This is a genomic window from Gordonia hongkongensis (genome assembly GCF_023078355.1).
Classification (GTDB): domain Bacteria; phylum Actinomycetota; class Actinomycetes; order Mycobacteriales; family Mycobacteriaceae; genus Gordonia; species Gordonia hongkongensis.
Window position 1 is genome coordinate 1260858 of the sequence record NZ_CP095552.1, and the last position, 14174, is coordinate 1275031.

Consider the following 14174-nt stretch of genomic DNA (forward strand, 5'->3'; position numbering starts at 1 on the left):
TGGAAATGAACGAATCGAATGCGATTACCTGGGTGGGGGAGAATCTGTACATCGGCGGGGTCCCGGTGGTCGTCGGCGGTATCGACGATGTATTGAGCAAGGTGGAAGGTCTGGTTCAGGCACAGGCACCGAAACTGGTCGTCACGCCCAACGTTGACCACCTGATCCGGCTCGAGACCTCGGAAGAGTCTCGGCGTGGTTACGCCGAAGCCGATCTCGCGCTTCTCGACGGGGTGCCCGTCGCCAAGCTGGCGTCGTTCTTGGGCTCCCGGCCGGTGACCCGCAATACCGGGGTCGATCTGTTGCTCGACGTTTGTCGGAAGGCAGGAAAGAACGGTTGGCGGATCGTGATCACCGGTGGCGAAACGGCAACTGCCGATACCGCGGCTCAGAATCTGAGGCAGCAAGCGGGAGCCGATGTCGTTGCGGTCCCGTTCCCATTTGTGAGCTCCGTCGACGATCCCGCCTGCCTCGAGGTCATCGAGCAGCTCACCCAGCTACGCCCCGACGTTGTGTTCATCTGTCTCGGCTCACCGAAGCAGGAAGCCTGGTACGCGCGCTGGAAGCATCAGCTCCCGCCGGCCGTCTACGTCGGATCAGGGGCGGCCGTCGACTTCGCGGCCGAGAAGGTGCGGCGCGCACCAGATGTGATGCAGCGCCACGGTCTCGAGTGGCTGTGGCGATTGGCCAGTGAGCCGAGGCGGCTATGGCGTCGATACCTGCTTGAAGGGCCAAAATTTCTGCCGATCGCCGCGCATGCAACTTGGGATTCTGAAAAGACCGTCATCAGAAGGGAACTCGCAGACAGGCCCGTGGATGGTTGCCAACTATCGGTTACTGGGACAGAGCAGAACCCAGTGGTCGTCCAGATCGGTCCGGAACCGTCCGGCCCCGGTGGAATGTCTACAGTCATCCGCGAATACCTCGGCATGGACCGGGGTTCCTTCGACCAGATCGCGATGCCGACGTGGGGCGACAAGCGTGGGATCGCCTCCCTCGGCACGGCGACCCGTGTTTCGATCCGTCTCCTACTCAGCAGGCGAGACTGGTCGATCGCGCACGTTCACCTCAGCGAGTTCGGGAGCTTCGTCCGCGAGGGCATGATCGTGCTCCTCGTCCGCGCAATGCAAAAGCCCTGCGTCGTCACGCTGCACGGAGCCGATTTCGAACGTCACGTCGAGGAGTATCCGCGATTGACGAAGCTTGTCCTGAAGGCCGCGACCACGGCCATCTGCCTGGGTCGACGACACCAGCGGTTGGTCGCACAGATAGATCCGGAGATCGACACCGCTGTGGTGCTGAACCCCATCGCCGAATCACTGATGTCGGAGACCGAGACCGCAACCGATGACGGGCGTCCCCCGAGATTCGTGTTCGCCGGTGAAGTCGGCGAGCGGAAGGGCGTCGATCGCCTTCTCGAAGCCTGGCCACTCGTCGAGGAAGCCCTGCCCGAGGCCCAGCTACTGATCGCGGGCCCGTTGGCCGAAGACAGCCCGGGCGTCGCTGACCAGCTGCTGAGTGGCGCCAAAGCCAGCGTGCGCTACGTCGGCTCGCTGAACCGCGATGATGTCACAAGAGAGCTCGCTTCGGCGACCGCGACGGTACTGCCGAGCCGCGCTGAAGTGCTTCCGATGGTGATCCTGGAGTCGCTCGCGTGCGGAACGCCCGCGGTCTACACCGACGTCGGAGAATGGGAGACGTTCCGTGGCCTGGACGCCGTGACCGTCGTCAGTCTGGACGACGTCGATCGTGACCGGTCGTCGAAGATTCTTGCCGAGGCGATGATCGCCAGCGCGTTCCGCGGCCAGGAACGTGAGGCAGTTCGCCAGGAATGCCGCGACTGGGCCCGCTCGAATGTGTCCAGCGCGGTGGTGGCCGAGGTGCTTCATTCCGTCTACGAAGCGCAGCCGAAATCTCCGGTGTCGAGGACCTCGCGCGTCGGGCGGATCGATTCGTCCGCGGCCGAAGCGTTGCGCGAGGCCGGCTGATGAGTAAAGTCGCGATCCTCACCCGACACTGCTATCCCAATTACGGATCTCTTCTACAGGCGATCGCGTTGCAGCACGCGCTCACCGCATCGGGCGCAGACGTGCGAGTCGTGGACTACGTGCCGCCTTCCGATGGTCGTTTCGGTCTGGCCACCGCGAGTCTGCGGGAGTCACGTATGCGCGATTCAGCTCTACGCAGTGCGGCATATCTAGCGATTCAGGGCCCCAACTTCGCGGTCATGGCGAGCAGGTTCCGCGGGTTCCAACGAAAGAACCTGCGCTTGACCAAGAAGGTCGCCTCCGGGGCGGACATACAACAGCTCACCGACGACTGTGACCGGATCGTGGTCGGCAGCGACCAGGTGTGGAACGTGATCCACGGTGCGATCGACGAGACATACTTCCTGAGGCCCGTGTTCGACGAGCGCAAGAAGTACAGTTACGCGGCGAGTTTCGGCTCGACGGTGTCGACGGACAATGCGGAGACCAAGCGTCTGCTCGGCGACTTTCAGGCTGTGTCGGTGCGCGAGACGTCAGCAGTGCCGACGCTCACCGAGTTCGACATAGACGTTCGACGCGACGTCGACCCGGTCCTCCTCCACGGACGGAAATTCTGGGCGGAGTTCGCATCTCCGGTGTCACCGCGCTGCGCGGAGCCGTACGTGCTCGCTTATCAACTGCACAACACCCCGCACTTCGCGGAGCGCGTCGATGAACTCAGTCGTCGTACCGGCTTGCCGATTCGGCGCGTCAACGTGGACTTCAAGCGGTTGAGCCGTGGATCGAGTCGAAACCACTACCTGGTTCCCCCGCAGGACTTCGTTGCCTTGTTCCGGGACGCCGAAGCGGTGATCACCGACTCCTTCCATGGACTGTCCTTCAGTCTGATGTTCGGTCGTCCGGTCTTCCCGATCCTGCCGGACAAAGGCGCAGCTCGCTTGACCGACCTGCTCGACTCGGTCGGGCTCGCCCGACTTGCCGTCCGAGAGGCGGACAGTCTCCCGGCGTCAGGTGAGTACGACGCGGAGGAGACGCGCATTGCGCTCGACGTCCTTGCCGCCGACTCCTGGACCTACGTGCGGAAGCTCGCGTCATGACGAGAGCCCTGCCGCATGCCGGCCCGCCGTCCGCGGATCTGCCACCACCGACGCCCTCGCTCGCCACATACCCCCGACCAGCTGACGGAGGGTGGTTCGTTCAGTGGTCGCTACTGGGTCTGTTCACGATGTATGCGTTCTTGCACGTCATCTACACCGCTGGATATGCCTCGGCGAACATCTACTACGCATCGTTCGCCGGGCTCCTGGTGGCCTGCGCCGTCCGTATGGCCTGGGTCGTCGTCATTCGACGACGAAGCCTGAGCGAAATCCATTTTCTGCGATCATTCGGCGTGCTCGTCGGTGCTTCCGTAGTCCTTGTGATCGTCTCCTGGATCAAGGAATACAACGCCTTCGAGATCCTCACCTGGACCGCCACCGGCCAGGTTTTCTATATCCTCGCCCCGGCCCTCATCGCGCTCACCGTCGTGAACACGGCCTCCGTGAGACAACTCGACCTGTTCGTCGTCATCCTGCTGGCCCGCTACGCGCTGTACTTCGTGCTCGCGTTCTCCAGCGACCTGAGCCTCAGCAGTCTCACGGCCATCAGCTGGTCGTCGTCGAGCTCACCGTTCGAATCGTCCTTCGCCCACGACCTGCTGATCATCGAGGCGTACTTCGTCTTCCGGAACCGGAAGGTCCTCGCGCTCATCAGCGCCGGTATGACCATGCTGTCGCTCAAGCGCGCCTCGTTTCTGCTGGCGCCTGCGCTGCTCATCGGATCGCGATGGTTGCGCTCGGAGAAGCCGGCCTCTCGTCGCTACCTCTACGCGCTGGCGGCTCTCGGTCTGGCGAGTCCGTTCATGGTGATGCACGCCTACTCGCCCGGCTTCGTCGGGTACATGTCCGACCGGTTCGGCATCGACGTGAACACGATCACCACCGGTCGGCTCGAGATTTATCAGGTCGTGACGGGGATCCTGCCCGAGACAACAGGATTCGGGTCGCTGAACCAGATGCTGACGATGTTCGTGGACAGCCAGTTCGGAACCTCGTGGAACTCGCTGTTACACAACGACACCCTGCGGGTCTACCTCGAGGTCGGCATCATCGGATTCGCCGCGTACATGTGCGCGCTGGTCTACCTCGGTCGGAGTTCGCGAATCGCGGCGCTCCTCATCACCTACACCGTCTTCGTGCTGATCACCTCCCGGCTGATCACCCACACCTCCTACTGGGTGGTTCTGTTCCTCGTCCTCGCTCTCATCGAACGCTGGATCCATGAACGCAAGGTCGCAGACAAGCAGGAAAGGAGCGACGTCGATCATGTACTCCAATCGCGGTAAGCCCCGTGTCGGCATCGTCACTCTGACCCAGTCCGAGAACTACGGCACGGTCCTGCAGGCCTACGCCACGCACAAACTCCTGTCCGAGTGCGCACCGGACATCGATTTCGAGCTGGTGCCAACAGATGTGGGCGCTGTGCGACGACGACGAGTGATGTCCATCGTCAACCCGGCCAACCCAACTTTCGGTGTGTCTCGAGCGATGAACTTCGTGTCCATGCGTCGATTCATCCGGCCCGTCCTCCCGCGGGGCACGTCTCGCTGGGTCAACATCGAGGACAGGGTTTCGGCGATCGAGTTCTTGGCGAATCGTTACGACGGATACATCACCGGGTCGGACGAGGTGTGGAACCTCGCGCACATCGGGATCGACAGCATCTACTACCTTCCGAGTGAGCTTTCCGGCCCCAAAGCCAGTTTCGCCACCTCTGCAAACCGGCTGGATCCCAGCTCGCTGCAGCCCTCCGACCGAAGCAAGCTGAAAGACTCGCTCGAGGGCTACTCGTACATCACCGTCCGCGACGGCACCACGCGTCGGCTCGTTGACGAGCTGACATCGCGGACGGTGCCGGAGATCATCGATCCCACTCTGCAGTGCCGGTCGCTGACGCCGGCAGGCGAGCCGGTGACAGTTCCCAAGCAATCGAACGCCCGGCCGCGAATCCTGCTGATGATCAGAAATCGCAGTGTCGGAAAGCAGATCTCACGGCGCTTCGCACACCGCGCCGACGTGTACTCCTGCTTCATCCGGCAGGACGACACCCGGTTCATTCGCATGAGTCCGCACCAATTCGCGGGCGCATTCGCCGAGTTCGATTGCGTGGTGACCGACTTCTTTCATGGGACGTGCATGAGCATCCGTTCGGCTGCCCGATTCGTGTCCTTCGATACCGAGGCGACTTATGGGCGCTACGAGAGCAAGATCAAGAACGTCCTCACCAAACTCGAGTGCCAAGAACGGTACTTCGATCTCACGACCGTCAGCCCCGACCGTGTCGAGGCGATGATGGGCACCGTCGAGCAGCTGGCATTCAGCGGTTCCTGCGACGCCGACGAGAAGATCGCTGCGAATCTGGAACGCGAACGTGCGCACGCGACCCTCATCACCAAAGAGATGGTGGAATCTCTTCGGGGCGGTCTATGACCACAAATGTTCGTCCCGCGGTGGCGAGGAACTCGACGATCTACATCGCCGCTTCGCTGCTGCAGAAGTTGTCTGCAGCGATCTTGCTGCCCGTGTACACGCGCCTGCTCACCCCGGATGAGTATGGCTACTTCAGCATGCTCGTCACAGCAACGCTGTTGATGTCTACCGTCGCGACACTCGGACTCGACTTCGGCGTGATGCGGTACTGCCACCTCGGTGTCACCGAGCGAGAGGACGCCGCCGCCCTCCGTCGGCGGCGGGTGGCGCTGTCAGCGGTGGTGAGTGTGCTCCTGGCGACCGGTGGACTGTTGGCCCTGGTCTTGCTGGTAGCTGCACCGCTGTACGGAGCAGCTGTCTTTCCAGGCCTCGACTTCTATCCGGCGGTTGCGCTGGCTGTCGTCGCCGTCGCCTTCCAGCCCATCACGCTGGTCTATCTGTCCTTCCTGCAGACATCCGAGGCGCCGAACCGATTGGTCGTCTGCTCGGTCGGCTACTTCCTCCTGAATGCGACGTTCACGATTGTGTTCGTTGGCCCAGCCCAAATGAGCGTCACGGGAACTACTTTGGCGCTCCTCTGCGCGAACGGCGTGACCGCGCTGCTATGCATTGCCGACGCCATGCGGACAGGCGCACTGTGGGCGAGATTCCGCGCAACGGACGTACGTGAGATCCTGGCCTACTCGCTGCCTATGGTTCCGCATTCGGTCTCTCTGCAGGCCACGGCGTTCGCCACTCGGTTGATCATCCTGCGAATACTCGATGCCGCCGCTGTGGGTCTGTTCAATATTGCGATGTATGTGGTCAACGTGATCGACGCTGTACAGACTGCGATGCACCGTGCGTTCATGCCGTTCTACTTCAGTGAGGCAAAACGTGCGGCTCCCGGTTGGCGGTCTCGGATGCGGGACCTGATCGCAGGATTCGTGGCTGTGAACATGGTCATCGCGGGGGCGGCGGCGATCTTCAGTCCAGAACTTCTGGCGATACTCACACCCGCTCCTTTTCACGATGCAGCCACGATCGTGCCTGTTCTCGCGTTGTCGATGATGGTCAAGTCTGTGTACTACCCCTCGTTGACCGAGCTCCTGTTCCTCGAACGGGGGACCCGACCCGCAATGGTGGTCTCCACCAGTTCGAGCGTTCTGTCGCTCGCCGCTGCAATTCCGCTGTGTTACTGGTGGGGATTGATGGGTGTCGCGGTCGCGCAACTGATCCAGAGGCTAGCGATGAGCGGCCTGGCATGCCGGCTGGCCCTGCGATCGGAGGGCGTCGGAATCCCCTGGGCCCGTGTGCTTCGCCTGCAGTTCATCGGGTGCGTGAGTATCGGGTTCGCCCTGCTGCTGCAGATTCCGGCGATCACCGACTCGCTGGGAACTGTCTGGACGCTGGCGCTCAAGACAGCGTTCTTCCTCCTCTTTTCGCTCGCCGTGATGGCGAGCGAACCGTCGATATTCAAGCTCATTCGAGAGAAGGTGACCAATGAATCTGAACGCGCGCCTTAAGAAAATGCAGGGTCTTCGCCGGGCCGTGAAGAGGGCCAAGGTCTACAAGGAGTATTTCGCCGACGCGACGTTCATGAGTCGCCATCTGCTTGATGGCGGCCCCGATCCTGAACACGAGCAGTACCGCATCATGATTCTCTCGCACTCGTTGGAGAAGGGGCTCTCGTACCGCAACGCGCGTGTGTTCGGTCGTAGCAAGGCCGAGGATCTGATGGCTCGCCTGGAGAAGTCATCCGACAGCACGCGCCTCTCGTCGGCGTATTCCATCGGGGTCGAGGTCCTGCGGTCCTGGACCGATTTCATCAAGGCCCGCGAGGTCGACGACGTGCAGGCCGCCTCGATCCGCGGCCGGCTCGACGCCCTCTTCGAGACGTCGGTACCGAGAGACTGCGGGTTCCGTGCAGGCGTTGCGACTGCAACGCATCTCGACGCCGCATCGTGGGAGAACCTGCCGTTCGAGGATTTCGTGCGGGGACGACACTCGACTCGGCGCTTCACGGATGTGCCGGTGTCCGACGATGACCTCCAACTGTGTATCGAACTGGCGATGCGCTCGCCGTCGGCGTGCAACCGGCAGATGGTTGGGTTGCGAGTCTTCGACGATCCGAGTTCGAAAGAACTGCTGTACAAGACACTTCATGGAACGGGTGGGGTCGATTTCGACACCTGCCGGCTGGCAGTCGTCACCTTCGATGCGCGCAGCCTGGACTTCTACGGTGAGCGCAATCAGGGCTACCTCAACGCCGGGTTGTTCGCCATGACTCTGGTCTACGCCCTGCAATGGAAAGGGATCGGCTCTTGTCTGCTGCAGTTCGGCAACACCTTCGCCGAAGAGCGAACTCTGGCCGAAGGGCTGTCGCTGCAACCCGGCGAACGGATCGCCGTGGGTATCGCGTTCGGTGTTCCCGAGCCTGACGGTGTCGTACCGGCGAGTGTCCGGCGAGAGGTCTCGGAGGTGTTCAGCGTTCGATGAGTCTCAGAACGTGGGCCAGGACGGCCTGTTTATTGGTAATTCCCCGGCCTGAGCAGGTGGCCGATCCGACGGTTTCACAAGGAGCGCAACAATGACTGCGGTATTCAATGGGTCGGCCCCACTTCACTCGTCACCCGATTCACACTTGCCGGGAGCCGCCGCCGGCACGGCACAAAAACGGCTACGCCGGGTTCGTGCCATCGTGTTGCGGCGGTGGTGGGTTGTTGTCACCTGCATCCTCATCGGCGCATTGGCCGGCTTCGGCGTGAGCCTGATGACCACGCCGACCTACGAGTCGCAGGCGACGCTGTATGCCACGTCGGCAACCGACACCAATGCTCAGAGCGCCTACCAGGGTTCGCTCGCGTCGCAGCAACGCATGGTGTCCTATGCCGAGCTGGCACAGTCGGACGTGATCCTGGGTCGCGCAATCGCAGATTCGGCACTTCCGCTGACGATTTCGGAGGCGCGCGCACAGACGTCGGTGACCAGTAAGCCGGGCACTGTGTTGCTCACCATCGCCGCCGTCGACGCGAACAGCGACGAGGCCGCGAATCTCGCCAATGCAGTGGCGAACTCGATGGTGGGGTATGTGGCGTCGCTCGAGCGGCCGATCGACGGGGGCAGGCCTGTGGCTGCGCTGACCGTCATCACGCCGGCTTCCGCAAGCGCTGATGTCGTGTCCCCGAACACGCCGTTCAACATCGTGTTGGGCGCGCTCGGCGGCCTGCTCGTAGCTGCTGCCCTGATGCTCGGCTTCTATCGGCTCGACACTCGCATCCGTACCGAGGAGGATCTCTCGACCAACGGGCTGGGTCCGGTTCTGGCGACCATCCCGAGCTCTGACGAGCTGGACGCCGACCGCACCGCCGACTTCGCCGGCGGCGCATCGCCGACCGCCGAGTCGTACCGTCGTCTGCGCACCAACTTGAAGTTCGTGTCGGTCAAGTCGACCTGCCCGCGAATTCTCGTGACGAGTCCGACCCCGGGTGATGGAAAAACCACGACAGCGGTGAATCTCAGTCTCGCGCTGGCCGAACTCGGCAAGAAGGTGGTGCTCGTCGGCGCCGATCTGCGTAAACCCGGTCTGGGGAGTCGCGTCCGCGTCGACGGCGCGGTGGGCCTGACGGACTTCCTCAGAGGCGACGCGGAAATGCAGGATGTGCTGCAGGCGAGTGGGCATCGGAATCTCGATATCGTCGCATCCGGTCCCATCCCGCCGAACGCAGGTGAATTGCTGGCTTCCGAACGTGCCGGTGAGGGTTTCGACGAGTTGGCTTCGTTGTACGACTTCGTGATAGTCGACACACCTCCGGTGCTCCCGGTGGCCGACGCAGTCGCTGTGGGGCAGTGGATGGATGGTGTCCTACTGGTTGCCCGTTCGGGCAGTACCACTCGGCCCCAGCTCGACCAGGTGGCCGCGCAGCTCCAGTTGGCCCAGTTGAAGGTTCTCGGTTGTGTACTCAACGGCGCCGCGGGTCGTGACACCGAGTACAGCTACGCCTACTACGGCGCAGACATTCCGGAGAAGGCCGGCGCCAGTTCAGACCACAAGGTGAGCCTGGACACCGCTGCGCCAACCCGCTCGACGACATCGAGAATGGCGGAGTCGTCGCGCATGTGACGCTTCAGTCGTGCCGGGCGTCCCGAGTGGGCGCCCGGTTCTCGGTCGCAGATCACTGATCGCGACGGCGACGTCGGGGCATCTCTCGCCGTCAAATTCGTCCGATCGGCGGACACCGCAGAATTCGGAATATTCGGGCGGCATCGAAGATGATGTCTGGGTGGGAGGATTCAGACGCAGCTCTGACGGGGGTCGGCGCGGCCAACCAGCCAGGAAATTCTCGGCATTTCGGCTCGTGCCGCGTGCGATGCGGTGGCGAGTGCTCCGCGCGGCCGGTCTCAGCATCGCGCGCAGCTCGATCGGGGACCGTGTGGTAATCGATGGTCGGGATGTCTTCGTCAGTGAAGGGGTCGACCTCGGCGCAGATGTATTTATCGACGCCACCGCCCCGGTCTACCTCGGGGCCGGGGTGCGTGTAGGTCCCGGCGCGAAGATCCTCACGTCTGTCGATTTTGCCCACAATGCCGTCGAAGGGGATGACGGAGTTGCGGCCAAACCGGTGCTCATCGGCGAAGGCGCTCAGATCGGCGCGCGAGTTGTCGTCTTCCCTGGTGTCACCATCGGCGAACGAGCGGTTATCAGCGATGACTCCGAAGTCCGCGAGAACTGCAGACCCGATGCGACCTACGCGGGCGCTCCGGCCCGGCTTGTGGGCGAGTTCTGATCCATGACATGACCGAGGGCTGTCGGCCGCCGATCCGACGGGCGTCTGTCGACCGAAGATCCTGGGTTGCCCCCGTGCAATGTCCGTTGGACTTAGAACGGCCACCAGTCACGAGCGTTCGCGGGTTGCTCCAGAGCCCCTTGGAACGCGTCTCGAAAGTTTTCGTTCAAGCTGAGCTCTGCTCCGATGGACAACCCGAGTCCGATCGCGGTGCCGGCGATCGCACCGATGTTCAATCCGACCAGTGCTGCGCCTGGGCCTCCGATCACGCCCAGCAGAACTGCACCGGTAGCCGCCATCACTGCTGGAGTCGCGGCACTGAGTAGTTCGATCTGCGCGAGCAGTTCCTCGTTCGGTGTATCCGCGTCGTTGAGCTGTGCGGTGGCGATACCGAGACTCAGCAGAGTTCCGACCGGGCCGATCGTTTTGAAGACATACTTCGAGTACTTGAGGATGGGGGCGTCGTCCGAGACCGTTTCGAGTTTGCTGAGCTGGTCGCTCAGCTTGGCTGCGAAGTCTTCGAAGTCGTCGTAGGCGAGCATCGTCGACCACACTTCGCCGAGGTTGTGTATGAAGTCGAACGATCCGAGTAGTTCGAGTAGGAAGTTGTCGACGTCTCCGGCAGAAGCAGGTTCATCATCGGCGTCGTACCCCGGAAGTTCGTATTCGCCGTCGCCTGGAATCCAAGGGCCTGGTTCACCCCAGTCGGGCCCCTCGGGTTCGGGCTCTGGGGCGTTGAGGGCGTCCTCGTACGCCTGCAGCATCTGTCGGTAATCGCCGAACTCCCCAGCAATTGAGGAGTTCTCGAGTTCCTCGACGAAGGCACGAGCCTGTTCGTAATCGTAGGGGTAGACAACGACGCGCTCTCCGTGACGCTCGAGAGGAGTGTCCGGGTAGGTCATATCGAACTCGGTGAAGACCAGGACCTCGCCTCTGCCTTCGTCCACCCACACGACGTTCGTCGTGTTCATCACGCGCACTGTTCTTGAAGTCGTGTATGTGCCACCGTGCCCGTCGTCGCCGACGACGGTGATTCTGTCGGCGTAGTACGCATCTCCAATCCCGGGATTGGGCGTGTAGTGGAGGACCCCATCGACGATGGTGATGGTTGCCCCCCGTTCCGATGTAGCGGACACGATCGTGACGGTGTCGTTCTCGTCATCGAACGTGGTGATCTCGTAGGTCCCGGTGCCCGATCCGACACCGCCGGAGGGATCGTGAAGATAGACATACGGGTTGGTGTTGTAGAACGGCACGTGGACCGTGATCGTCTCAGAAACGGTTCCGCCATGGCCGTCGTCGAAGGTGACGGTGAATTCGTCGTCGTAGGCACTTTCGTGCGCGCGGACAAGGTCGGGCTCGTAGGTCACGACGAACTGGCCTGGGACCACGGTGTAGGCACCGCTGATGGGGTCGACGTCGCCGTTGACCGGTGTCACTGTGATCACGCCGTAAGTCGGGCGATCGAAGCCGTCGATGCCGATGGGATCACCGTCGGGATCGCTGACCACGAAATGCCAGCCACCACCGCCGAGGTCGTTGACACCACCAACGACCGACTCGATGGCCGGTGCCTCGTTTACGTTTGCGAAGCCGTAGTAGACGAACGCCGGCGCCAGTGCGGTACCGCCGCGCCCGTCTGAGATCTGAATCAAGAATTGGTCGTCGACGAACCCCTCATGGAGATCGTCGGGATCGGTTGGGGTGTACGTGAAGGTGCCGTCACCGTTGTCTGTCAGCGTGCCTCGGGACGGAGGAGTGTGAATGCTGAAAGTCAGTGTGTCGCCGTTAATGTCGAATCCCTCGACCGAATACACCCGCTCGCGTTGATCGGCGGGCTTCGGCTGCGCGACCACTTCACCAGTGGGAGCGTGATTCTCCGGTAGGGGAGTATGTCGTAGCGGGATTGCCGGGTAGCCGTCGTACGGCGCGGTGCCGGTGATGGTTCCGTCGAATGGGGACTTCATGACTCCGCCGAGCAGTACCGGTTTACCGTCGGCGCCTCGTTCGGCTTGGACCGACACCATCGCGTAACCGCCGGGCACCGAGCCGTATACCTTCGACTCGCCCGGTGCCAAAATGTCGAACCCGAGCAATTGTCCGCCCGGTGTACTTTGCATGACGGCAATAGCCCCGGTGCCGTCGTTGTGGATCCGGATGGTGTCGTCGTCGACCACGGAGTAGGTGACGCCGGCGGTCTCGGGGTTGCCGTACGACGGCTCGAGGGCGCTGCCGGGCGCCAGATAGTCGCTCGGATCGAGGAATCGGTCGCCGGGATCGATGCCGTCGGTATCGATCGGCGCCGTTCCCCTCAGCGGGAGCCATCGGCTCTGGTCGGGATGGCCTTCCGCCGCGGGCGCAACCAGGACCTGGCCACCCGCCGTGATCACCTGCGCAATGACCACCGATCGACCGTCCTGGCGCTCGCCCTGAACCCAGTACGCGTTGAAACCCAGAGGGTTGGTTGCAGTTTCCGAGATGGTGTAGCTCTGCCCGGGTCGGAGCACCGCCAGACCCTGATCAGACCACACTCCGTGGTAGGGGCTGATGACCGCGATGTCGACGTCGCTGTCGTTGTGGATCGTGACCGATCCGTCTTCGCCGACGCTGTAGCTTGTCCCCGGTGGAGGCGTGGCGTCGACGTCGGTGGACCATCCGGTCCCCCAATCCGAGTCGGACGGATCGAGGAAGCGATTGTCGGGATCATCTCCGTCGGTGCTGGACACTGCAACCAGTGCGCGGTCGAAGAATTGCGTGAGGGTGGACGACGTCAGATTTTCTGAGTCTGCTTCCTCGTTCCATGCGTGCTTGCCGAGCGAACCCTCGGCGACGACTCGAGCCGGGAGGAAGCGGCTCTCACCGGGTCCCAGGAGCGCGGCGTAGTCCTGTCCGTTGCTGCGGCCGCGTCGGCTGAGGACTCCCAACATCATCGCGCTCTGGTTGAAGAGGATCAGGCCTTCTGTGCCGGTCCCGTGCGTGAGCTGATAGAGGATCGACCCCTCGTCGTTCGCTGCCACGATCGGTTCGGCGGCTGAGATGACTGGATTCGATGACGGTATTGCGTCAGCGGCGTCGAGCGTGATCTGGAACGCGGGCGGAGCGGTGTGGTCGACGAGCGGGCCTGGTGCCGGTGTGTGGGTGTCGACCGAGTTGTCTGAGGTGCCGTCGGTAGGCGCGTCTTCATCGACGTATTCGACAACGTCCTCTGCGGGCACCTCGGGTAACGGGAAGTTCGGGTACTGCGTCGGCGCAACCGGTTCGACCGGATCGGGAGAATCCGACGACCCGGCGGGCGCAGGCTCCGGTGTCGTGGACGAGTCACCAGGGGACTCGGGGGCGATCGCGCCGTCGGTAGGGTCGCTGTCCTGGTCGGCAGTGGTTTCGACGTCGGTGCTGAATTCGGCGTCCTCCACGCCCGCATCTGAGCCGGGGGAGTTGTCGCCGTCCTCCGCGTCGCCCTCTGCTGTGGAGACGCCGGTACTCGTCGACGAGTCGGACGTCGTGCTCGTCCCATCGTCGGCGGCCGCGACCGCGACGGGGCCGGCGACGAACAGGGCGGCGGCAATGCCCGACGACGCGACGACGCGACGCGTCAGGGTGAACCTCTTGATTGATGACGCAGACATGCAGTGGCTCTCCCCAGTCGTGGTCCGATGTGGACGAATCGGACATGACGAATCTAGTTGGTGCACAACCGACATGCCATGCCTCGGCTGTCACCCGTTCAGGTGAACTTCGTGCTCGAGCCTCACAGTGCGGAGCCGAGGTAGCCGGCTGCGACATAGGACGCGTGGTCATCGAGTGCCTGGCGTCCACGGTCATATGTGTTCAACGTGGTCGAGAGTTCAGCGTGACGCGCAGAAAGTTGCACCGTTCGTGGGGGAACCCTGCGT

The 14174-nt window shown here is 62.8% G+C and carries 9 protein-coding genes; 8 read left to right on the plus strand and 1 reads right to left on the minus strand.

Features of this window, described 5'->3' with window-relative positions; translation table 11 throughout:
• The first annotated feature begins 5 nt into the window (after positions 1 to 5).
• From MVF96_RS05695 to MVF96_RS05730, 8 genes are all read left to right on the plus strand, one after another.
• Positions 6 to 1988 (plus strand): WecB/TagA/CpsF family glycosyltransferase, encoded by a 1983-nt coding sequence (locus tag MVF96_RS05695; RefSeq protein WP_247451613.1) that lies wholly within the window; start codon positions 6 to 8, stop codon positions 1986 to 1988.
• Positions 1988 to 3085: a polysaccharide pyruvyl transferase family protein gene (locus MVF96_RS05700; protein WP_247451614.1), complete on the plus strand. Its 1098-nt coding sequence runs from the start codon at positions 1988 to 1990 to the stop codon at positions 3083 to 3085. Before MVF96_RS05695 ends, MVF96_RS05700 begins: the two co-directional genes overlap by 1 nt.
• Positions 3082 to 4371 (plus strand): O-antigen ligase family protein, encoded by a 1290-nt coding sequence (locus MVF96_RS05705; protein ID WP_247451615.1) that lies wholly within the window; start codon positions 3082 to 3084, stop codon positions 4369 to 4371. The genes MVF96_RS05700 and MVF96_RS05705 overlap by 4 nt, the downstream gene beginning before the upstream one ends.
• The gene (locus MVF96_RS05710; protein ID WP_247451616.1) at positions 4352 to 5515 is read left to right on the plus strand and encodes a polysaccharide pyruvyl transferase family protein; all 1164 of its coding nucleotides are present in this window, start codon (positions 4352 to 4354) and stop codon (positions 5513 to 5515) included. Before MVF96_RS05705 ends, MVF96_RS05710 begins: the two co-directional genes overlap by 20 nt.
• On the plus strand, positions 5512 to 7020 hold the full coding sequence (locus MVF96_RS05715) for a lipopolysaccharide biosynthesis protein (protein ID WP_247451617.1): 1509 nt from the start codon (positions 5512 to 5514) through the stop codon (positions 7018 to 7020). Before MVF96_RS05710 ends, MVF96_RS05715 begins: the two co-directional genes overlap by 4 nt.
• Positions 6998 to 7993 carry a nitroreductase family protein gene (locus tag MVF96_RS05720; RefSeq protein ID WP_247451618.1) on the plus strand — a complete coding sequence of 332 codons (996 nt, stop codon included), beginning with the start codon at positions 6998 to 7000 and terminating at the stop codon, positions 7991 to 7993. The genes MVF96_RS05715 and MVF96_RS05720 overlap by 23 nt, the downstream gene beginning before the upstream one ends.
• A gap of 145 nt (positions 7994 to 8138) precedes the next feature.
• The gene (locus MVF96_RS05725) at positions 8139 to 9617 is read left to right on the plus strand and encodes a tyrosine-protein kinase domain-containing protein (protein ID WP_247451619.1); all 1479 of its coding nucleotides are present in this window, start codon (positions 8139 to 8141) and stop codon (positions 9615 to 9617) included.
• A 259-nt stretch (positions 9618 to 9876) separates the two neighbouring features.
• Entirely contained in the window at positions 9877 to 10281 is a 405-nt protein-coding gene (locus MVF96_RS05730; protein ID WP_247451620.1) for an acyltransferase, read from the plus strand.
• A gap of 92 nt (positions 10282 to 10373) precedes the next feature.
• Here the strand turns inward: MVF96_RS05730 and MVF96_RS05735 are convergent, their stop codons facing one another.
• On the minus strand, positions 10374 to 13907 hold the full coding sequence (locus MVF96_RS05735) for an Ig-like domain-containing protein (RefSeq protein WP_247451621.1): 3534 nt from the start codon (positions 13905 to 13907) through the stop codon (positions 10374 to 10376).
• Positions 13908 to 14174 lie beyond the last annotated feature (267 nt).

Coding starts and splice junctions, on each gene's coding strand:
- MVF96_RS05695 (WP_247451613.1), top strand. CDS start 6: ATGAACGAATCGAATGCGATTACCTGGGTGGGGGAGAATCTGTACATC.
- MVF96_RS05700 (WP_247451614.1), top strand. CDS start 1,988: ATGAGTAAAGTCGCGATCCTCACCCGACACTGCTATCCCAATTACGGA.
- MVF96_RS05705 (WP_247451615.1), top strand. CDS start 3,082: ATGACGAGAGCCCTGCCGCATGCCGGCCCGCCGTCCGCGGATCTGCCA.
- MVF96_RS05710 (WP_247451616.1), top strand. CDS start 4,352: ATGTACTCCAATCGCGGTAAGCCCCGTGTCGGCATCGTCACTCTGACC.
- MVF96_RS05715 (WP_247451617.1), top strand. CDS start 5,512: ATGACCACAAATGTTCGTCCCGCGGTGGCGAGGAACTCGACGATCTAC.
- MVF96_RS05720 (WP_247451618.1), top strand. CDS start 6,998: ATGAATCTGAACGCGCGCCTTAAGAAAATGCAGGGTCTTCGCCGGGCC.
- MVF96_RS05735 (WP_247451621.1), bottom strand. CDS start 13,907: ATGTCTGCGTCATCAATCAAGAGGTTCACCCTGACGCGTCGCGTCGTC.